General features: G+C 58.1%; 19 protein-coding genes. 11 read left to right on the forward strand and 8 right to left on the reverse strand.

Annotated elements, in window-relative coordinates:
• Positions 1 to 36: 36 nt before the first annotated feature.
• Positions 37 to 264, reverse strand: a complete 228-nt coding sequence (locus tag AB5Y84_RS10005; RefSeq protein ID WP_005333874.1) for a YejL family protein — start codon at positions 262 to 264, stop codon at positions 37 to 39.
• 73 nt (positions 265 to 337) lie between these two features.
• Here AB5Y84_RS10005 and yejK point away from each other — a divergent pair, with 73 nt between their 5' ends.
• The 5 genes from yejK to AB5Y84_RS10030 all read left to right on the forward strand — a co-directional run bounded on the left by yejK (position 338) and on the right by AB5Y84_RS10030 (position 6813).
• The gene (gene yejK / locus AB5Y84_RS10010) at positions 338 to 1387 is read left to right on the forward strand and encodes a nucleoid-associated protein YejK (RefSeq protein WP_257724866.1); all 1050 of its coding nucleotides are present in this window, start codon (positions 338 to 340) and stop codon (positions 1385 to 1387) included.
• A gap of 408 nt (positions 1388 to 1795) precedes the next feature.
• Complete coding sequence (gene malE / locus AB5Y84_RS10015) at positions 1796 to 2977, forward strand: maltose/maltodextrin ABC transporter substrate-binding protein MalE (protein ID WP_005333871.1); 1182 nt, start codon at positions 1796 to 1798, stop codon at positions 2975 to 2977.
• Between the two features lie 75 nt (positions 2978 to 3052).
• On the forward strand, positions 3053 to 4705 hold the full coding sequence (gene malF, locus AB5Y84_RS10020; RefSeq protein ID WP_005333870.1) for a maltose ABC transporter permease MalF: 1653 nt from the start codon (positions 3053 to 3055) through the stop codon (positions 4703 to 4705).
• 12 nt (positions 4706 to 4717) lie between these two features.
• A complete protein-coding gene (gene malG, locus AB5Y84_RS10025; protein ID WP_005333868.1) occupies positions 4718 to 5608 on the forward strand; it encodes a maltose ABC transporter permease MalG in 891 nt (296 codons plus the stop codon).
• A 68-nt stretch (positions 5609 to 5676) separates the two neighbouring features.
• Complete coding sequence (locus AB5Y84_RS10030; protein WP_005333867.1) at positions 5677 to 6813, forward strand: ABC transporter ATP-binding protein; 1137 nt, start codon at positions 5677 to 5679, stop codon at positions 6811 to 6813.
• A 112-nt stretch (positions 6814 to 6925) separates the two neighbouring features.
• Here the strand turns inward: AB5Y84_RS10030 and ppk2 are convergent, their stop codons facing one another.
• Positions 6926 to 7741 carry a polyphosphate kinase 2 gene (gene ppk2, locus AB5Y84_RS10035; protein WP_368176851.1) on the reverse strand — a complete coding sequence of 272 codons (816 nt, stop codon included), beginning with the start codon at positions 7739 to 7741 and terminating at the stop codon, positions 6926 to 6928.
• A gap of 128 nt (positions 7742 to 7869) precedes the next feature.
• Between ppk2 and AB5Y84_RS10040 the strand changes: the two genes are divergently transcribed.
• On the forward strand, positions 7870 to 8670 hold the full coding sequence (locus AB5Y84_RS10040; RefSeq protein ID WP_257724864.1) for an alpha/beta fold hydrolase: 801 nt from the start codon (positions 7870 to 7872) through the stop codon (positions 8668 to 8670).
• A gap of 113 nt (positions 8671 to 8783) precedes the next feature.
• Here the strand turns inward: AB5Y84_RS10040 and AB5Y84_RS10045 are convergent, their stop codons facing one another.
• The 3 genes from AB5Y84_RS10045 to AB5Y84_RS10055 are packed head-to-tail and all read right to left on the reverse strand — an operon-like array spanning position 8784 to position 10955.
• Positions 8784 to 9590 carry a MipA/OmpV family protein gene (locus AB5Y84_RS10045; protein WP_257724863.1) on the reverse strand — a complete coding sequence of 269 codons (807 nt, stop codon included), beginning with the start codon at positions 9588 to 9590 and terminating at the stop codon, positions 8784 to 8786.
• 35 nt (positions 9591 to 9625) lie between these two features.
• Positions 9626 to 10696 (reverse strand): AI-2E family transporter, encoded by a 1071-nt coding sequence (locus tag AB5Y84_RS10050; RefSeq protein ID WP_257724862.1) that lies wholly within the window; start codon positions 10694 to 10696, stop codon positions 9626 to 9628.
• 25 nt (positions 10697 to 10721) lie between these two features.
• Positions 10722 to 10955: a sulfurtransferase TusA family protein gene (locus tag AB5Y84_RS10055; RefSeq protein WP_005361432.1), complete on the reverse strand. Its 234-nt coding sequence runs from the start codon at positions 10953 to 10955 to the stop codon at positions 10722 to 10724.
• A gap of 121 nt (positions 10956 to 11076) precedes the next feature.
• On the opposite strand from AB5Y84_RS10055, the gene AB5Y84_RS10060 reads away from it, so the two are divergent.
• The gene (locus tag AB5Y84_RS10060; protein ID WP_005333848.1) at positions 11077 to 12531 is read left to right on the forward strand and encodes a M48 family metalloprotease; all 1455 of its coding nucleotides are present in this window, start codon (positions 11077 to 11079) and stop codon (positions 12529 to 12531) included.
• A 90-nt stretch (positions 12532 to 12621) separates the two neighbouring features.
• Here the strand turns inward: AB5Y84_RS10060 and AB5Y84_RS10065 are convergent, their stop codons facing one another.
• Entirely contained in the window at positions 12622 to 13104 is a 483-nt protein-coding gene (locus AB5Y84_RS10065; RefSeq protein ID WP_005333841.1) for a TlpA disulfide reductase family protein, read from the reverse strand.
• 60 nt (positions 13105 to 13164) lie between these two features.
• Between AB5Y84_RS10065 and arsC the strand changes: the two genes are divergently transcribed.
• Positions 13165 to 13515 (forward strand): arsenate reductase (glutaredoxin), encoded by a 351-nt coding sequence (gene arsC / locus AB5Y84_RS10070; RefSeq protein WP_005333838.1) that lies wholly within the window; start codon positions 13165 to 13167, stop codon positions 13513 to 13515.
• Positions 13512 to 13895 carry a DUF2069 domain-containing protein gene (locus AB5Y84_RS10075; RefSeq protein WP_005333836.1) on the forward strand — a complete coding sequence of 128 codons (384 nt, stop codon included), beginning with the start codon at positions 13512 to 13514 and terminating at the stop codon, positions 13893 to 13895. The genes arsC and AB5Y84_RS10075 overlap by 4 nt, the downstream gene beginning before the upstream one ends.
• A gap of 56 nt (positions 13896 to 13951) precedes the next feature.
• Here AB5Y84_RS10075 and AB5Y84_RS10080 read toward each other — a convergent pair whose 3' ends face one another.
• Complete coding sequence (locus AB5Y84_RS10080; protein ID WP_257724861.1) at positions 13952 to 14560, reverse strand: ACP phosphodiesterase; 609 nt, start codon at positions 14558 to 14560, stop codon at positions 13952 to 13954.
• A gap of 471 nt (positions 14561 to 15031) precedes the next feature.
• Between AB5Y84_RS10080 and AB5Y84_RS10085 the strand changes: the two genes are divergently transcribed.
• Both AB5Y84_RS10085 and AB5Y84_RS10090 read left to right on the forward strand, forming a co-directional pair.
• Complete coding sequence (locus AB5Y84_RS10085; protein WP_139714689.1) at positions 15032 to 15286, forward strand: hypothetical protein; 255 nt, start codon at positions 15032 to 15034, stop codon at positions 15284 to 15286.
• Positions 15270 to 15602: a hypothetical protein gene (locus AB5Y84_RS10090; RefSeq protein ID WP_368176250.1), complete on the forward strand. Its 333-nt coding sequence runs from the start codon at positions 15270 to 15272 to the stop codon at positions 15600 to 15602. The genes AB5Y84_RS10085 and AB5Y84_RS10090 overlap by 17 nt, the downstream gene beginning before the upstream one ends.
• A gap of 480 nt (positions 15603 to 16082) precedes the next feature.
• On the opposite strand, the gene AB5Y84_RS10095 is transcribed toward AB5Y84_RS10090, so the two are convergent.
• Entirely contained in the window at positions 16083 to 17633 is a 1551-nt protein-coding gene (locus AB5Y84_RS10095; protein ID WP_368176249.1) for an ISNCY family transposase, read from the reverse strand.
• Positions 17634 to 17736 lie beyond the last annotated feature (103 nt).

Consider the following 17736-nt stretch of genomic DNA (forward strand, 5'->3'; position numbering starts at 1 on the left):
TGCGTTGAGAAACGTCAAATCAACAGAGTCGGGGACTCAGTGTGCGTCGTGGCGATTATCGACCGATGCGGTCAGGGCCTGGACAAACTTTTCAGTGATGGCCTGGCGCTGGGCTGGTGCCATACCGTTGATGATATTGGTGGTCAGATTGCCAAGCACCATAAGGCTGAGATCTACCGGCGCTTTATGCTTTTCCAGCGCGGTGATCAGGTCGTTCATCAGGGCGTCAAATTGCTCGTTATTGTACTTTGATACGATAGGCATAATCTTCAGTTCATCTCGGTTCAAAGCGCCTTATAATACTTCACCCTTTCGGCTAACACTATGGCTTTGTGACATGAGTCTCGATATCGACAAGATCATTCTTCACTCCTTGCGCCAGGGCGGCGATGGTCAACCCCACGCCGATACCCGCAGCCAGACCCTGCCCCCTGATGAGGCGGTACAGGGACTGATGGCGGAACTGCATCGGATCTACAACGGCAAGGGAGGCAAGGGCTTTGGCTTCTTTGCTGACCCCGAGGCCTCCGTCGCCGAGCTGGCCGACGGTGAAGAGGCTCCCAAGCAGCCTTCACCCGCGTTTCGTATCGCCCTCGAACAGCTGCTCGACGAGCAGACCGAATTCGTTCCCTTCTCGGTCACCGTGACCCAGATGCTGGTCAAGCAGCTGGTGGAGCACGCCCTCGATGAGCAGGGGGTGCTGCTGTTTGCCAAATATAACTACGTCGGGGTCGATTATCTGCTGATTGCCCTGCTGGAGGGCAAGGAGAGCGTCACCGTCAGCGAAGCGCTGGAATTGCGTCATATCCAGTATCTGGATATCGGCAAACTCAATCTGGTGGCCCGCATTGATTTGACCGAATGGAAAACCCAACCTGATTCGCGCCGCTATATCACCTTCAGCAAGGGGCGCATTGGTCGCAAACTGGGCGACTTCTTTATGGATCTGCTGGGTGCCCGCGAGGGCATGGATGCCAAGGTACAAAATAAAGGCTTGCTGCAGGCGGTCGAAGATTATTGCGACAGTCGTCAGCTCGAACCGACCGAGCGCAATGACTATAAAAAGCAGGTCTTCAAATATTGCACCGAACAGGCGAGTGCCGGTGAAGAGATCGAAATCAAGGAGCTGTCTGCAGAATTGCCCGGTGACGGTGATCTCGATTTTTACAGCTTTATTGGTCAGGAGTATGAGCTGGAAGAGCGCTTCCCGGCAGATCGCTCTACCTTGCGTGGTTTGACCAAGTTTGTTGGCTCCGGCGGCGGTCTGACTCTGAGCTTTGAGCAGAAGTTGTTGAACAGCCGGATCTTTTACGACCCCCAGACCGACACCCTGACCATCAAGGGTGTGCCGCCCAATCTTAAGGATCAGCTGCTGCGCCAGTCGTAGTCATGCTCCCGAGTGTGATCAACTCGTCATTTCTCGCAAAAAGAGACTCCGCCCCGGCGGGGTCTCTTTTTTTATCGCGCCCGGGCAGACCTCGAAACTGGCGCGGTACTTTGTTAACAAATCAAACAAAATAAACCATCTGAAAGGGTTTTCATTGAGGTGAAAACCCTTTCACTCATGAAATTTTATTTCATTTTGGTAATTATTATTCTGTGGTTGTCTGGAATTAAGCCGATAAATGGCCGTAATTCCCTGAAATAAGAAAATGTTTTCAAAACTTTCTGGAAGGAAATACGTAATTGCATTTCAAAAATGCGAGTTGCGTCATGTGAGCCGTTTGCCGCTTGGGATAATATTCATCTCGCACACAATGCTCTTACAGCGCGGAACTAATACAAGGAAAGGCTCATGAAAAAGAAATTGCTGTCATCCCTGATCGGTCTGGCCACTCTTGGCGTCGCTTGCTCTGCTACTGCTGCCATCGATGAAGGCCAGCTGACCATCTGGATCAACGGTGACAAGGGATACAACGGTCTGGCTGAAGTGGGTAAGAAGTTTGAAGCAGAAACCGGCATCAAGGTTACTGTTGCTCACCCGGATCAGGTTGAAGTGAAATTCCAGCAAGCCGCCGCCACTGGCAACGGCCCGGACATCTTCTTCTGGGCTCACGACCGTTACGGTGAGTGGGTCAAAGCCGGTTTGCTGGTTCCGGTAACGCCGAACGCTGCCACCAAAGGCAAATTTGAACAGCTGGCATGGGATGCCATGACTGTTGATGGCAAAACCTATGGCTACCCGGTTGCCATGGAAGCCGTCAGCCTGATTTATAACAAGGACCTGCTGCCCGAGCCGCCGAAAACCTTCGAAGAGATCGCCAAGATTGACGAGACTCTGAAGAAAAACGGCAAGCGCGCCATCATGTGGGCTTATGACACCCCGTACTTCAGCTATCCGCTGGTGGCTGCCAACGGTGGTTACGCCTTCAAGAAAACCGCTACCGGTTATGACGTCAAAGATACCGGCGTGAACAACGCAGGTGCCAAGATGGGCGTGGGCTACATCTCCGAGATGATCAAGTCCGGTCACCTGGAAAAAGGCATCGACTACGGTGTGATGGACGCCAAGTTCAACAAGGGCGAAGTGGCCATGATGATCAACGGTCCCTGGGCCTGGAGCAACCTGGACAAGAGCGGCATCAAGTACGGCGTAGCGCCGCTGCCGACCCTGAACGGCAAGCCGGCCAAAGCCTTCGTTGGCGTACTGGGTGCCACCATCAACGCCGCCAGCCCGAACAAGGATCTGGCCATCGAGTTCCTGGAAAACTACCTGCTGACCGATGCCGGTCTGGCGCCGGTTAACGCCGACAAGCCGCTGGGTGCCGTTGCGCTGAAATCCTTCCAGAAGACCCTGGAATCCGATCCGCACATCAAGGCCACCATGCTGAACGCCCAGGCTGGCGAGCCGATGCCATCCGTTCCCGAGATGAGCCGTTTCTGGTCTTCCTTCGAAACTGCCCTCAAGAACGTGACCTCCGGTCGTCAGGGTGTTGACGAAGCTCTGGATACCGCTGCCAAGCGTATCGTTCAGTAAGCACGCACTACCCGGGAGGCCGTCATGGCCTCCCACTCTCTCAAATCTCTCTTGGCGTTATAAAGGTTAATTGGCATGGAAGTAGTACCTTCTGTTGAGTCCTATGCCGGTCCGAAGGATAAGCACACCTGGCTTAAGTGGACCATAGCGGCCCTGGTTGCCATCCTCAACGGCTACGCAGCCGTGATGATGTACGCCAGTGGCGAGTGGGTATTCGCGCTGCTGGATCTGGTGGTGGTTTCCGTCGGTCTGTATGTCTTCATGAACAAGAAGACCTATGCCCATCGCTACATCTTTCCGGGTGTTGCGGGCATGGTTGTGTTTATCATCTTCCCTCTTGCCTACACCATTGGCATTGCCTTCACCAACTATTCGGGGTCCAACTTGCTCTCCGTGGAGCAGGCGCGGGACTACCACCTGAAGAAAACCTACAAGGTGGCGGGCGGTGAATTCGATTTTACCCTGCTAGGTGGCGACAACGGCCAGTTCCAGCTGCTGCTGACACAGGATGATCAATCCTTTATCAGCCAACCTGTTTCCCTGATGACCAACAAGGCCCGTGAGCTGGCGTCCCGCGAGGGCCGTGTGCAGAACACCCAGCAAGTGGTCGAGCTGCAGCCCTTCACTGGCGAAGCGGCCAGCAAGGCCGCACCGATCCGCGCCATTGTTGAGCATCGCACTCATCTGAGTGACCTTGATCTGGTACTGCCGGATGGCGGTACCCACCTGACCCTGAGCAGCCTGCGCAAGTTTGCCGCCCAGAAGCAGCACTACACCCGTCTGATGGATGGTGCCGTGCTCAAGTCCGGGGTGGTGATCAAAGACAGCAACCTGCTGCGTGATACCCAGAATGGCGAGCTGATGCTGCCCAATGGCGAGACCGGCTTCTATCAGTACATCGACGAACAGGGTCAGTTTGTCGGCAAGGGTATTGCTCCGGGCTTTGTGGTAAGCGTCGGTTGGAAGAACTTCGCGCGCATCGTCACCGATCCGGGCATCCAGTCACCCTTCCTGCAGATCTTCATCTGGACCGTGATCTTCTCAACCTGCTCCGTCGCTTTCACCCTGGCTATAGGCATGGTGCTGGCCTGTCTGGTGCAGTGGGAAGAGCTCAAGGGGCGCGGTTTCTATCGGGTCATGTTGATCCTGCCCTATGCGATCCCGGCGTTTATCTCCATCCTGGTGTTCAAGGGGTTGTTCAACCAGAACTTCGGTGAGATCAACATGTTCCTGGAAGCGGCGTTTGGCATCAAACCGGACTGGTATACCAACCCCTTCCTGGCCAAGGTGATGATCCTGATTGTCAACACCTGGCTCGGCTACCCCTACATGATGATCCTCTGCATGGGCCTGCTCAAAGCCATTCCGGAAGATCTCTATGAAGCGTCCGCCATGGATGGTGCCGGTCCGGTACAGAACTTCTTCAAGATCACCGTGCCGCTGCTGATGAAGCCGCTGACACCGCTGTTGATTGCCTCGTTCGCCTTCAACTTCAACAACTTCGTGCTTATCCAGTTGTTGACCAACGGTGCGCCCGACATCATCGGCGCCAGCACCCCGGCCGGTACCACCGACCTGCTGGTGAGTTATACCTACCGGATTGCGTTCCAGGGATCGGGTGGTCAGGACTACGGTCTGGCCAGTGCCATCGCCACCGCTATCTTCCTCATCGTGGGTGCGCTGGCGCTGCTCAACCTGAAATTGTCCAAAGCCGACAAGCAGCTGTAAGGAGGCTTCAACATGGCAATCGTACAACCCAAATCAGTCAAATACCGGGTGTGGGCAACCCACCTGGTCATGTGGGGCTTCCTGGCGTTGATCATCTTCCCGTTGATCATGGTTATCGCCATCTCGTTCCGTAACGGTAACTTCGCGGTAGGGGAGATCATCCCCTCCAATCCGACGCTGGATCACTGGAAGCTGGCGCTGGGCATGTCCATCACCAACGCCGACGGCAGCATCACGCCGCCGCCGTTCCCGGTGCTGACCTGGTTGTGGAACTCCATCAAGATCGCCGGCATCACTGCCCTGATGATCGTGACGCTCTCCACCACCTGTGCTTACGCCTTTGCCCGCCTGCGTTTTCGTGGCAAGTCCACCATCCTGCAGGGCATGCTGATTTTCCAGATGTTCCCGGCGGTGTTGGCGCTGGTAGCCATCTACGCGCTCTTTAACAAGATTGGTGACTATATTCCCTGGCTGGGTCTCAACACCCACGGTGGCCTGATCCTGGCGTACATGGGGGGGATTGCCCTCCACGTCTGGACCATCAAGGGCTACTTCGAGACCATCGACTCCTCCCTGGAGGAGGCGGCGGCCATCGACGGTGCGACCCCGTGGCAGGCATTCCGTCTGATCCTGTTGCCCCTGTCGGTGCCCATCCTGGCGGTAGTGTTTATTCTGGCCTTTATCGGCTCCATTACCGAGGTGCCCATGGCCTCCATCCTGCTGCAGGATGTGAACAATCTGACCCTGGCGGTCGGGGCCCAGCAGTACCTCTATCCGCAGAACTATCTGTGGGGTGATTTCGCGGCGGCTGCAGTGCTCTCCGGTTTCCCCATCACAGTGGTCTTCCTGCTGGCACAGCGCTGGTTGGTTGGCGGTCTGACTGCTGGTGGTGTGAAAGGTTAAGTTTATGGCCGGGGGAGCTGACTCCCCCCGCTATCACGATTTGCAAAGATTCAAGAGCGGAGCTCGTCATGGCTGAAGTAGTACTCAACAACGTTCGCAAAAATTACGATCCGGCTGTTCACAAGGACACCCTGCGCAACATCAACCTCTCTATCAAGGAGGGCGAATTTATCGTCTTCGTCGGCCCGTCCGGCTGCGGTAAATCCACCCTGCTGCGGATGATCGCGGGTCTGGAAGACATCACCAGCGGTGAGCTGACCATCGGCGGTCGCTACATGAACGACGTGCCGCCGGTAGAGCGCAACGTCGGCATGGTGTTCCAGTCCTACGCCCTTTATCCGCACATGAACATCTACGAGAACATGGCCTTTGGTCTGAAGCTCAAGAAAATGGACAAGGAGAACATCCACAAGCGGGTGATGCGCGCCGCCGAGATCCTGGGTCTTGAGCCGCTGCTGGACAGAAAGCCCAAGGCGCTCTCCGGTGGTCAGCGTCAGCGGGTCGCCATCGGTCGCTCCATCGTGCAGCAGCCGCAGGTGTTCCTGTTTGACGAACCGCTCTCCAACCTGGATGCCGCGCTGCGGGTCAAGATGCGGATCGAGATCGCCAAGCTGCACAAAGAGCTTAACTCCACCATCATCTACGTGACCCACGATCAGGTGGAAGCGATGACCCTGGCCGACAAGATTGTGGTGCTGAGCCCGCTCAAGGCGGAAGCTGCCACCAACCTGGAACAGTTCGGTTCACCGCTGGATCTCTACCACAACCCGGACAACAAGTTCGTGGCGGGCTTTATCGGCTCTCCCAAGATGAACTTCCTGGCGGGCGAGTTGCTGGAGATTGGCGAGCAGGAGTGCCTGGTCAAGTTGACCTCTGGCGATACCGTGCGTGCCCGGGTCGATGCCCGCAGTGGCGCAGTGGGTGACAAGGTGGAGCTGGGCATTCGCCCCGAGCACCTGATGCCGCTGGATCACCCCCATGCACACAGCAAGGTGAGCGGGATCGTGCAGGTGGCCGAGCACCTAGGCGCCGAGTCCTTCGTTTATATGGATGTGGATGGTCACGACTTTACCGTCAAGGCCACCTCGGATGTGGATGTGGCGACCGGTCAAACCTACAGCGTGGGTATCCCGGCCGAAGCCTGCTACCTGTTCGATGCCAAGGAGCAGGCGTTCCCCCGTACTGCCAAATATATCCGTACCTGATTTTTTGTTGTGCTGGTTTTCCTTTCTTAATAATCAATGCCTTTTTGCCGGTCGTCAGACCGGCTTTTTATTGCCTGCGATTTGAACATGCAGATAGGCAAGGTAACCCGGCTCAAGCCTCGAGTTCGGCGGTAATATCGGGCACAAAGGTCTGGCTGGTCAGGGGAGGGCGCTCATACCCTTCGGTCTTGATGGGGGGGAGCTTGATGGGCTCGTAGTGGATCGCTTCGTAGGGCACCTTGCTCAGCAGATGGGCAATGCAGTTGAGGCGGGCACGGCGTTTGTCATCTGCCTCCACCACGAACCAGGGGCAATCCTCGGTGTCGGTGTAGGTGAACATGTCATCCTTGGCGCGGGAGTACTCCACCCAGCGCGAGCGGGATTGCAAATCCATCGGGCTGAATTTCCAGCGCTTGATGGGGGTGTTGATCCGCTCCTTGAAGCGCTTCTCCTGCTCCTCGTCGCTGACCGAGAACCAGTATTTGATCACCGTGATGCCAGAGCGGATCAGCATCCGCTCAAACTCGGGGCAGGCGCGCAGAAACTCGCGATACTCGGCGTCGCTGCAAAATCCCATCACCCGCTCGACTCCGGCCCGGTTGTACCAGGAGCGGTCAAACAGCACCATTTCGCCAGCGGCGGGCAGGTGGGCCACATAACGCTGAAAGTACCACTGGGAGCGCTCTCGATCGGAGGGGGCGGGCAGCGCCGTGACCCGGCAGACCCGGGGGTTGAGCGGCTCGGTGATCGCCTTGATGACGCCCCCTTTACCGGCGGCGTCGCGTCCCTCGAACAGTACCACTACCTTTAACCCCTCCTGCTTGACCCACTCCTGCAGCTTGACCAGCTCCTCCTGCAGATGGGCAAGGTGGTGCTCGTAGCACTTCTTGTCCAGACGTGGCCGCTTCTTGCTCTTCTCCTTCGCCATGGGCTTCTCCTTTTGGCATCCTTTCATGGGTGACTTCTTTGAGTCACTGTCAGCTTGCACCAGGGAGGCGTCACCTGCCAAGGGGGACGTGATACACTGCCCGCCCATCGCTGGCAACAGGAGATAACATGAAGCATTTTATGGAGATAGCGGGCCGCCGGATGGCCTATCTGGACGAAGGGCAAGGGCCGGTACTGCTGTTTGGTCACAGCTATCTGTGGGACAGCGCCATGTGGGCGCCGCAAATCGAGGCGCTCAAGGGCAGCTATCGCTGCATCGTTCCCGAGCTGTGGGGCCACGGCGATTCCGACCTGCTCCCCGAAGGTGGCTGCACCCTGGCGACTTTGGCGCGGGATCACCTGGCGCTGCTCGATGCCCTCGGCATTGAGGAGTTCGTGTTGGTGGGCCTCTCCATCGGTGGCATGTGGGGTGTGGAGCTGGCGCGCATGGTGCCAAACCGCCTCAAGGGTCTGGTGCTGATGGACAGTTTTGTCGGCCTGGAACCGCAGATCACCTGCGAGCGCTACCTCGGCATGCTGGCGATGATCGAGCAGCTCGGCACCGTGCCGGCGCCCATCATCGAACAGGTGGCGCCTATCTTCTTTGCCAGCCAGCCTGATGAGGCGCTGATGAGTGGTTTCAAGGCGCGTCTGGCCGCTTGGCCAAACGAGAAGATTGCCGCCATGGTGGCGGTGGGCCGCAGCTTTGTGACCCGCGAAGATCGTATCGAGTGGCTGGAGGAGATCACCACTCCCGCGCTGGTGATGACCGGCTGCGAGGATAAGGCACGTCCGGTGCTGGAGGGCTATCTGATGGCCGAGGTGCTGGGTTGCCCGTTCAAGGAGATCCCGATGGCTGGCCACATCTCGTCGCTGGAAAATCCGGCCTTCGTCAATCAGCAGCTGATCGATTTTCTGGCGGCGCTGTAAGCCTGAATTGGCGCTTGAGCAGGCTGTACTACCAGCCTGATGATGGCAGTGAAAAAGGGAGCCGAGGGCTCCCTTTTGTTTGGTCGTGTCTCACGGTTCAAGACTCATAACCGTTACCAGATATAGCCCAGCGCAAAACCCGCATAGAGCTCGCCATCGTGCTGGACGATGGGGCTGTTTTTGATGTCCCGATCATACCATTCGTAGTTCATGGCAAACATGCCAATCCAGTTGGGGCTGAAGCGGTAGCTGGTGATGAGGGCCGCCATCGGGGAGAGGGTGGTGCCGGTATCCCAGGCGGGCCGCTGGGCAGTCGCCTCGCTCTCGGAGATGCCGCCGAAGTAGTAGTTGGCCATCTTGTTGCTGCGCAGCATCAGTCCCATGCCGGGCATGATCAGCAGGTTGTCGCGCAGGATGGGGAAGTCGGCCCACAGCAGCAGCTCCTGCCCCTTGCTGCGGCCGGTGACATCGCTGTTGGCACGCACGGTCAGCAGGGCGTAGGGGGTGATGATGTTGCCACCGATCCCGCCTTCCAGCTGCCATTTTCGCTGCTCCATGCCAGTAAAGGCCGGAGAGTCCTCGGGATCCAGATTGCCAAAACGGACCCGGCCATAGCCGTAGAGGGCCACGTTCTCATCCTTGTGGAAGTAGTAGCGGGCTCGATCCCCCAGAAACATGAACTGGTCGCCAAAATAGATAAAGCCGGGGATGGCGTAGAGGCTGTTATCTTGTGCTTCATAACGGGCCTGCCCCCCGATGAGCGCCGCACCGGCGACAAAGCCTTGTGGCACCGGACTGGTTGGGCTGTCGCTGGTGAGCAGATCCATGGCACCAAGATCGATATCGGCACGCGCTGGGAGGGCTGCAGCGAGGAGCAGGGCCGTCAGCCCTGCCGCTCTGATTTGACGAAAAAAGGTCATGGACACTCCGTTGTCACGATTGCAGGGGAAGCAGGTTATTTTGCGGCACTGGGCATCTCTTCACGTTTTGGCCAGGCATTGATCACCGCCTTGACCAGGGTGGCGAGGGGAATGGCGAAGAAGACTCCCCAGAATCCCCACAAGCCGCCGAAGACCAGCACGGCGATGATGATGGCCACCGGATGGAGGTTGACCGCTTCCGAGAAGAGCACCGGCACCAGCAGGTTGCCATCGAGGGCCTGAATGACCAGATAGGCCACCATCAGCCAGGCGAACTCGGGGGTGAGCCCCCACTGGAACAGGGCCACCATGGCGACCGGAACCGTCACCACGGCGGCGCCGATATAAGGGATCAGCACCGAGAAGCCGACCGCGACCGCCAGCAGCACCGAGTAGCGCAGTCCCATCAGGGCGAAGGGGACATAGGTGGCGATGCCGACGATCAGGATCTCGATCACCTTGCCGCGGATGTAGTTGATGATCTGGTTGTTCATCTCCACCCACACCCGGTTGACCAGGGTGCGGTTGCGCGGCAGGAAACGGCGCAGGCTGCCCATCAGTACCCGCTTGTCCTTGAGCATAAAGAAGACCATCAGCGGCACCAGAATGAGGTAGATCATGATGGCGACCACGTTCACCAGCGAGCTGAGGGAGGCGCTTACCAGATGCTCGCCGCCACTGAGGATGCGCTGGCGAATATTGTCGATGACGGTCTCCACCAGACTGACGTCGATGAGCTCGGGGTATTTGTCAGGCAGGGTGCGGACATAATCCTGAGCGTGGGTCAGCATGGCCGGCGCCTCTTTGGCCAGATTGATCCCCTGACTGACCAGCGTCGGGATAAGACCCAGCAAGGAGGCGACTGCTACTGCAATAAAGAGGATCAGAATGACGCTGGTGGCCAGGGTGCGCGACAGCCCCGCTTTTTGCAGCCGGGCGACCGGCCACTCCAGCAGATAGGCCAGCACCAGCGCCACCAGCAGGGGCGCCAGCAGGTCGCCAAACAGCCATAGCACCGTAAAGCCAAACACCAGCAACAGGAACAGGGTAACGGCATCGGGATCGGAAAAACGGGTCTGATACCAGCGCTTCAATACTTCTAACATGACGGCATCCTTACATCACTGGGGCTCAAGATGGTTGCTTCGCCCCGACAACCAACTGCAAAGAGAGGGTATTGTCCGGTTGTTGCTGCATCTCGACATGGTGGCCCTGACGGTGCAGATAGGCCGGAATATCCTGCCGGGAGCCCGCATCGGCCAGCCGGATGGTGACGGTTTGACCGCTTTTGGCCCCCCTTAACCAGAGCTTGAGCCGGATCAGCGGCTCGGGGCAACGCCAGGGGGTCAGGTCGAGAATTTCCATGGGGGCTCCATCAGGCAGGTGGCCGCTATTATGGCCGTGATAAGAGCATGAAACAACGCTTGTAGCCCTTGATGGGCAAGGGTATTCTGCCGAGGCCCTTTCTGATGGAGATAGAGATAACGTGGCACGTTTTTCCCCCCTGATGGCATCGCTTCCCCTGCTGGCTTCCCTGATGGGCGCCACGTTTCATGCCGAGGCCAACAATCAGCTTCCCGACATCGGCACGGCCGGGGTTGCTGCCCTGCCCATCGAGCAGGAAGTGCGTTACGGCAACGCTTTTATGCGCTTTGCCCGTGCGGGTCTGCCGATCATCGATGATCCGGTGCTGAGCCAGTACATTGACGATCTGGGTCAGCGATTGCTGACCAACGCCGATGGGGTACGTTTCCCGTTTACCTTCTTCCTCATCAATGATCCCAGCATCAACGCGGCCGCCTTCCTCGGCGGGCGAGTCAAGGTGCACACCGGCCTCTTCCTCTACGCCGACAGCGAGAGCGAGCTGGCCTCGGTACTGGCCCACGAAATCACCCACGTGACCCAGCGCCATATCGCCCGTTATATGGAAGCGCAGGCGAGCAGCTCGGCGGTGACCCTAGCCGGTCTGGTGGGCTCCATCGCGCTGGCGGTGATCAACCCGACTGCCGGTATCGCTGCGTTGCAGACTACGCTGGGTCTCTCCATGCAGTCGGCCATCAACTACACCCGCGACAACGAATATGAAGCGGATCGCATCGGCATGAAGACGCTTTATGATGCCGGTTTCGACCCCATGGGGATGGCCAACTTCTTCCAGAAACTGGCTGCCGAATACCGTTACGCCAGCAAGCCGCCGGAAATGCTGCTCACTCACCCGCTGCCGGAGACCCGGATCAGCGAGGCCCGCGCTCGGGCGGGCAGCTATGGCCGCCGCGACTTGCCGCCCAGCCTCGACTTCTGGCTGGCCAAGGTGCGGATTCAGGTGCGTTTTGGTACCGATACCCCGCAGGGGCTGCTGAGCTACTTCGATAGCCGGATCCAGAAGGGGGATTACCCGCTCAAGGATGCCGCCATCTATGGCAAGGCGCTGGCGCTGATCCAGCTCAAGCGCACCGACGAGGCGGATACCCTGATGCAGGAGCTGGCGGCCCGTCATCCGGAAGATCTCTTTATCGTCGATGCCCAGACCGATATCGATCTGGCCAAGGGGCGCAGTGCCCAGGCCATCGCGCGCCTCGAGAAGTTCCGCAGCCGGATGCCGGACAACGAAGTGGTGGTGGTCAACCTCGGCAATGCCTACCTCGAGAGCGGCAACTACAAGAAGTCCATCGCCATCCTCGACCCCTATGCCCGTGCCCATGAAGAGAACAATCTGGCCTGGAACCTGCTGGCCGATGCCTATCGCAAGGCGGGCAGAATGACCGAGCTGCATATGGCGCGGGCCGAGATGCTCGCGCTGCGCGGGGATTATCAGGCGGCCATCGACGAGCTGATCGTGGCACGCGGTACCACCAGCGATCGGATGACCCTGGCTCGTCTGGAGGCGCGCATCACCGAGCTGGAGCGGGCCAAGAAGGATCTCGACAGCCTCAAGGGCTAACGAAACCTATCAAACAAGGGCGCACTATGGTGCGCCCTTGTTGTTTATGGCGGTGGCGTTGATGTGGGGGACGGTGATAGCAGCGATGGGCTAGTGACTCATGCTGCTGGCGGTCGCCTTGAGCATCTCGAGCTGCTGCTGGTCGAGCTCGCCGACCAGCGTCTGCTTGAGCTTGCCCTCGCTATCGAGCAGATAGCTGGTGGGCAGGCCGCTTGGGCGAGGGAAGGGGAGCCTGGCATCTTCATTGGCAATAAGGAGCGGCACCTTGATGTGATACTGCGCAGCCAGCTTGTTCAGCTCTGCTGGCGTGGTCGGGTCGTAGTTGATGGCCACCACTGTGATCTGGCCCTCCGCTGCCAGCCCGTTGAGGCGCGGCATCTCCCGCAGGCAGGGGGCGCACCAGGGGGCGAAGTAGTTGATCAGAAGCGGCTTGCCGGCAAAGTGGCGCAGGCTGACCGACTTCCCTGTTGCATCGGTAAATTCGGGGGCGGGTGTGCAGGCGCCCAGCAGGCCAGCCACAATCAGCCAACAAATTCGTTTCAATTCCTTTCCACTGCCGCTTACCCTGACCATCACTTTCCCCTACAATAGCGCCGTTTCTAATCCCATCTTGCGATTAATCAGGGAGTTACCATGAGCGAGACCCAAATCTACCACAATCCGCGCTGCTCCAAGAGTCGCGAAACCCTGGCCCTGCTGGAACAGCACGGGATCGCCCCTGATGTGGTGCTCTATCTGGAGCAGGCCCCGAGCGAAGATGAGATCCGCAACCTGCTCTCTCTGCTTGGTTTTAACGATCCCCGCCAGCTGATGCGCACCAAGGAGGATCTCTACAAGGAGCTGGGATTGGCCGATGTCAGCGGTGATGCCCTCATCCGCGCCATGCACCAGCATCCCAAGCTGATCGAGCGCCCCATCGTCATCAAGAATGGTCAGGCCCGTATTGGTCGCCCGCCGGAGCAGGTGCTGGAGATCCTCAAGTGAGCACCCGCTTCGCACGTTGGCTGACTCTGGTCGGCTTCTTCGGCCTGCTGGGCTGGGTCATCCTCTGGCATCTGTGGCTGTCACCCCACCCGGACCTCAACCCCTGGCTGCTGCCGGTGATCTGGACGGTGCCGCTGCTCTTTCCCCTCAAGGGGATAGTGCAGGGCAATCCCTACACCCACGCCTGGGGCAACTTCGTGTTGATGCCCTATTTCCTCCACGCCCTCACCCTGATCACCACGGATGAGGGGGAGCGGTGGCTGGCGGTGGTGGAGCTGGTCTTCACCACTCTCGCCTTTGTCGGAACCATCTATTACGCCCGACTGCGTGGCCGGGAGCTGGGCTTAAGCATTCGCAAAAAGAAAGACGAAGCCAACTGATGACAAACGCCCTGCAAGGGGCGTTTTTTATGGGGAAGCAGCTCTATCCAGAGAGATTACTGTGCCCCTTGGGCTGCCCGATATTGGGCCAGCTGCTGCTGGCTAAAGTCCATCAGCGCGGGATAGAAGCGCAGAAACCCCGCCTCGCATGTTTGCCACTGCGATTCATCGAGGGTCAGCAGCGCCTCTCCCAGTTGTACCGGGCGACGCAGTCGGCGGCCGATGCCATTCAGCGCTTGCCCCAGCCCCTCCCTGTGGCGGTAGGAGGCGATCCAGTTCTGCTCGGCCATCCGTTTGAGGGGGAGTGGCAGTCCGTCCGGCAGGCGTGGGTGATCCGCCAATAGCTGCTCATAACTGCGTTGCAGGAAGCGGGGCAGGGGTTCGGTACTGAACAGCCCCCAATGCTGGCTCAGCCAGTGGTCGTAGATCATATCCACCACTATGCCACCAAAGCGGCGCCAGGGGGCCTCGAAACAGGCGACGGCCGCCTTGTGCTCGGGGTGGCTGTCGGTGAAGGCATCAATTTTGCGGTGTAGCCAGATCCCCTCATCGAAGTGGGCGGCAAGCCCTGTGGGCAGCGTGCCTTTGACGAAATCGCCGAGCAGATTGCCGGTGAGGGAGCTTCGGGTGTGGGCAGCCAGATGGAGATGGGCCAGAAAATTCATCGGTCGCTGTGGGTCTGTTATGGAATGGCAAGGTGCTTCGAGCCTAACGGATCCCGCCCGCCTTGACCATGATCGGGATTTTGCTACTGCCCTGTGGCTGCCTCTTGCCGGGCAAATTTGGGGCGTGCTAAGGTGATTGCCATCTTTGTCACAGGACGCGACAAACCACCATGATGCGCAAAGCCAGAGGCTTTTTTCTGGCCTTCTACTTCAAGCCTTTCTATCTCTCCGAGTGGTTCGACGAATAGATCGAACCCCTGGAGCAGTTCACTGACGCCCGCTCGGGCGTGATCTCGCTCATCCAGATTTTGCCGTTTTTGGTCATCGCATGCATTCGCCTGCGGTGCCTTGTGTCAAAAACTATTTGAAATGACCGGTTTTTAGCTAAATCCAAATGTCCGAGATCTTGGTGAAATTGAGTTAAGAGTCATGTCAAAATCAGCTGCTGAAGATTCATAAGAGGATGCCGTTGTGACTCAAAAAAGAACCATGCTGGAACTGGCTGAAGAAGCTGATTCGCTCTACGAGACAGCCATTACACGCTGGGTTGAACAACAACCAGAGCTGGCCGCTCAAGCGAAGAAGATTATGGATGATGTGACCGAGTGCTTCGACCCCGAAGTTGCTGAAGCGCTCACAAAAATGCGTTCTCTTCCCTGGGGGGCATTTATTGCCTGGTACGAAAGCAAATACGGCACAGGGGATGAATGTGAAACACAAAATTGAGTGGTTCACGGTGCAAGTTCAATACTCGGATCGAGTGCCATTTGAACTGGTTGGTGAATTGGAAAAGGGCTCGCTGTTCATGTCTGCAGGTGGCCGCTTATGTGGCCCTGGGGCTTCAGTCAGTCTCGATAGCCGAGAACTGGCAGAGGGCTATTTGCAGGCGTTGACGACGCGCAGAAAGAAAACTGACCCAGAGTTTCAAGCAGTGGCCATGCAAGTCTCTTCATCAAGTGAATACGCCCGAGCCCACATAAAACGGGACTCCGATAAAGTCCGTGAAAAGCTCACCCGATGGGGGATTGAGCTCCCTGGTTAGGGAGCGATTAGTATGAGTACGGGTACTCATACTAATCATTAAAACGGGCGCCGACGTCAGTGTCGTAACGGATTTCCCCCCTCTTGAATGCCGGATGCAGTGTGCTATATTCACTGGGAACCTATAGCAGCCGGACACCAAAGCGGGCCGGATCGGTTTGAACGGGATGTGGACTTGAGCCTGTCAAACTTAAACAGAGGGAGGTTGAGGAGGTATCCTCGCGGCGGTCAGTCCCTAGTCCACCGACCAATGCAAAAATCCAGCAAGGCCAGCTTTCGAGCTGGCCTTGTTCGTTCTGACACTGACGTCGGCGCCCGTTCGGCTGGCGCCGACGTCAGTGTTGGATGCCCGCAAAATTGCGTTGCTCGGAACCCTGCAACACAGCGCAACAGCGATATTCTCGTTCAAATAACACTATGGGGTTATATCGACGATGCCCCCTCGAAAAGTACCGTTCCGACACTGACGTCGGCGCCCAAACTAAACCTCGTCCTGTCGCGATCTCTGTTGCCACTGACTGATGGCCGCTTGCACAACAGGGGATGGTGTTTCGTCCCGAGGGCCGGTGATCTGCGGTCTACCCCGCTTGCGCTTTGCCACCGTTTGCGCGGCTTCCTTCGCAATGTCCGCCAGCTCAGGCCTGTCAGGTTGCGCTTCCAGCCTTTCGCCGCTGACGTCCAGCAGCGCCTTGTAATACTGCTCTTCCCCTAGTCGGTTTGGCTTCACCTTGTCAGGATGCGGCCCGCGACGGCGGTTCGTCGTCGGGCTGCTTGGCGCAGCTCGCGAACGAACATCGTCCCGCATGGTCTGAACCTCTTGGGCCATCAACAGCACATGGCCAAGCCGCTTGTTATCGACAATCGCCCCTTGATTCACCGGTGCCAGCTGATCCTTGATGCAGTAATCCAGGAGCTGGCCATCCAGCCCTCGTAACTCCACCCGATCATCGCAATAGTGGTACACCATGATCTCTCGACCGATCAGCCGCCGCTGGGCGGGGGTATCGAGCAACAGGTATTGCACCTTGTCATATTGGGTTGTGAGCCGTTTTGATACCTGCCTGGGCTCCTTCCAGATCAGGGTACGCTCCAAGTCATCATGAGGGCCCAGGGGGCGGTGTACGTCCACCTCATGCAAGGGGGCTTTACCGAAGCGCCGGTTGTAATCGGAGATGAAGCCAGGCAGCCACGCATTGGCCTCGTCAATCGAGCTGATCCCCGCCAACCTCAACTCTTTCACCAGGCGATCTTGTAACGTCAGGTGCGCGCGCTCTACACGGCCCTTGGCCGCACTGCTATGAGCGCAGAACCCCTCGATATTGAGTTCGTCCAGGGCGCGGGCAAACTGCGTCTGGCCCTCGCCACGGGAGGACTTGTGATTGACCCTGAACACGCTGGCCTTGTCGCTGTAAAGCGCCAGCGGCTTGCCGTGGGCAACCAGGTGATCGCGCAAGGTGCCGAAGTAGGCGAAGGTCGATTCGGAATGCACAAAGCGCAGGGCGGTGATCTGGCTGGTCGCATCGTCCACGAACACGATGGCGGTACAGGCTGGCGCTCGACCCTCAAACCAGCGGTGGTCGCAACCGTCAACCTGGATCAACTCACCAAAGCAGGCGCGGCGGTAACGAGGTTGCTGGATCCTGGGTGGCCGTTGCCGGCGGGGCACCCATAGCCCCGTGGCAATCATCATCTGGCGCACGGTCTCCACGGCCAGGTTGATACCGTGTTGTTCCGCCAGTTTCTCAGCGGCCAGGGTCGGCCCGAAATCAGGGTAGTGCTGGGTGATCAGCTGATAGGCTTGCTCCTTGAGCCCAATCGGCAGTTGCCGATTGCCTTTCATCCCGAACTTGCGGGAGCGCAGCCCTAATGGGCCATCCTCCACGTAACGGGCCACCAGGCGGCGTAGATGCCGTGGCGTCAATGACAGGCGCTGTGCCGCTATCGTGCTGGGTATGTGGCCTTCCACCACGGCCTGGATGGTCTTGAGACGGTCTACCTCTTTCATGGTGAATATCAGCTCGCTTTGTGCCATGAGAACCCCTCCGTGGTGACACCTATCTCACAAGGTATAACTGAGGGGGCCCTAGCCGGACATTTCAATCTGGCTCAAAGCGGACATTACAATCTGGGGCTAA

This window comes from Aeromonas sp. s11, assembly GCF_040907945.1.
Lineage (GTDB): Bacteria > Pseudomonadota > Gammaproteobacteria > Enterobacterales > Aeromonadaceae > Aeromonas > Aeromonas veronii.

Excerpts from the sequence above, each read along its gene's own strand:
- AB5Y84_RS10005 (WP_005333874.1), bottom strand. The coding sequence starts at position 264 with ATGCCTATCGTATCAAAGTACAATAACGAGCAATTTGACGCCCTGATG.
- yejK (WP_257724866.1), top strand. The coding sequence starts at position 338 with ATGAGTCTCGATATCGACAAGATCATTCTTCACTCCTTGCGCCAGGGC.
- malE (WP_005333871.1), top strand. The coding sequence starts at position 1,796 with ATGAAAAAGAAATTGCTGTCATCCCTGATCGGTCTGGCCACTCTTGGC.
- malF (WP_005333870.1), top strand. The coding sequence starts at position 3,053 with ATGGAAGTAGTACCTTCTGTTGAGTCCTATGCCGGTCCGAAGGATAAG.
- malG (WP_005333868.1), top strand. The coding sequence starts at position 4,718 with ATGGCAATCGTACAACCCAAATCAGTCAAATACCGGGTGTGGGCAACC.
- AB5Y84_RS10030 (WP_005333867.1), top strand. The coding sequence starts at position 5,677 with ATGGCTGAAGTAGTACTCAACAACGTTCGCAAAAATTACGATCCGGCT.
- ppk2 (WP_368176851.1), bottom strand. The coding sequence starts at position 7,741 with ATGGCGAAGGAGAAGAGCAAGAAGCGGCCACGTCTGGACAAGAAGTGC.
- AB5Y84_RS10040 (WP_257724864.1), top strand. The coding sequence starts at position 7,870 with ATGAAGCATTTTATGGAGATAGCGGGCCGCCGGATGGCCTATCTGGAC.
- AB5Y84_RS10045 (WP_257724863.1), bottom strand. The coding sequence starts at position 9,590 with ATGACCTTTTTTCGTCAAATCAGAGCGGCAGGGCTGACGGCCCTGCTC.
- AB5Y84_RS10050 (WP_257724862.1), bottom strand. The coding sequence starts at position 10,696 with ATGTTAGAAGTATTGAAGCGCTGGTATCAGACCCGTTTTTCCGATCCC.
- AB5Y84_RS10055 (WP_005361432.1), bottom strand. The coding sequence starts at position 10,955 with ATGGAAATTCTCGACCTGACCCCCTGGCGTTGCCCCGAGCCGCTGATC.
- AB5Y84_RS10065 (WP_005333841.1), bottom strand. The coding sequence starts at position 13,104 with ATGGTCAGGGTAAGCGGCAGTGGAAAGGAATTGAAACGAATTTGTTGG.
- arsC (WP_005333838.1), top strand. The coding sequence starts at position 13,165 with ATGAGCGAGACCCAAATCTACCACAATCCGCGCTGCTCCAAGAGTCGC.
- AB5Y84_RS10080 (WP_257724861.1), bottom strand. The coding sequence starts at position 14,560 with ATGAATTTTCTGGCCCATCTCCATCTGGCTGCCCACACCCGAAGCTCC.
- AB5Y84_RS10095 (WP_368176249.1), bottom strand. The coding sequence starts at position 17,633 with ATGGCACAAAGCGAGCTGATATTCACCATGAAAGAGGTAGACCGTCTC.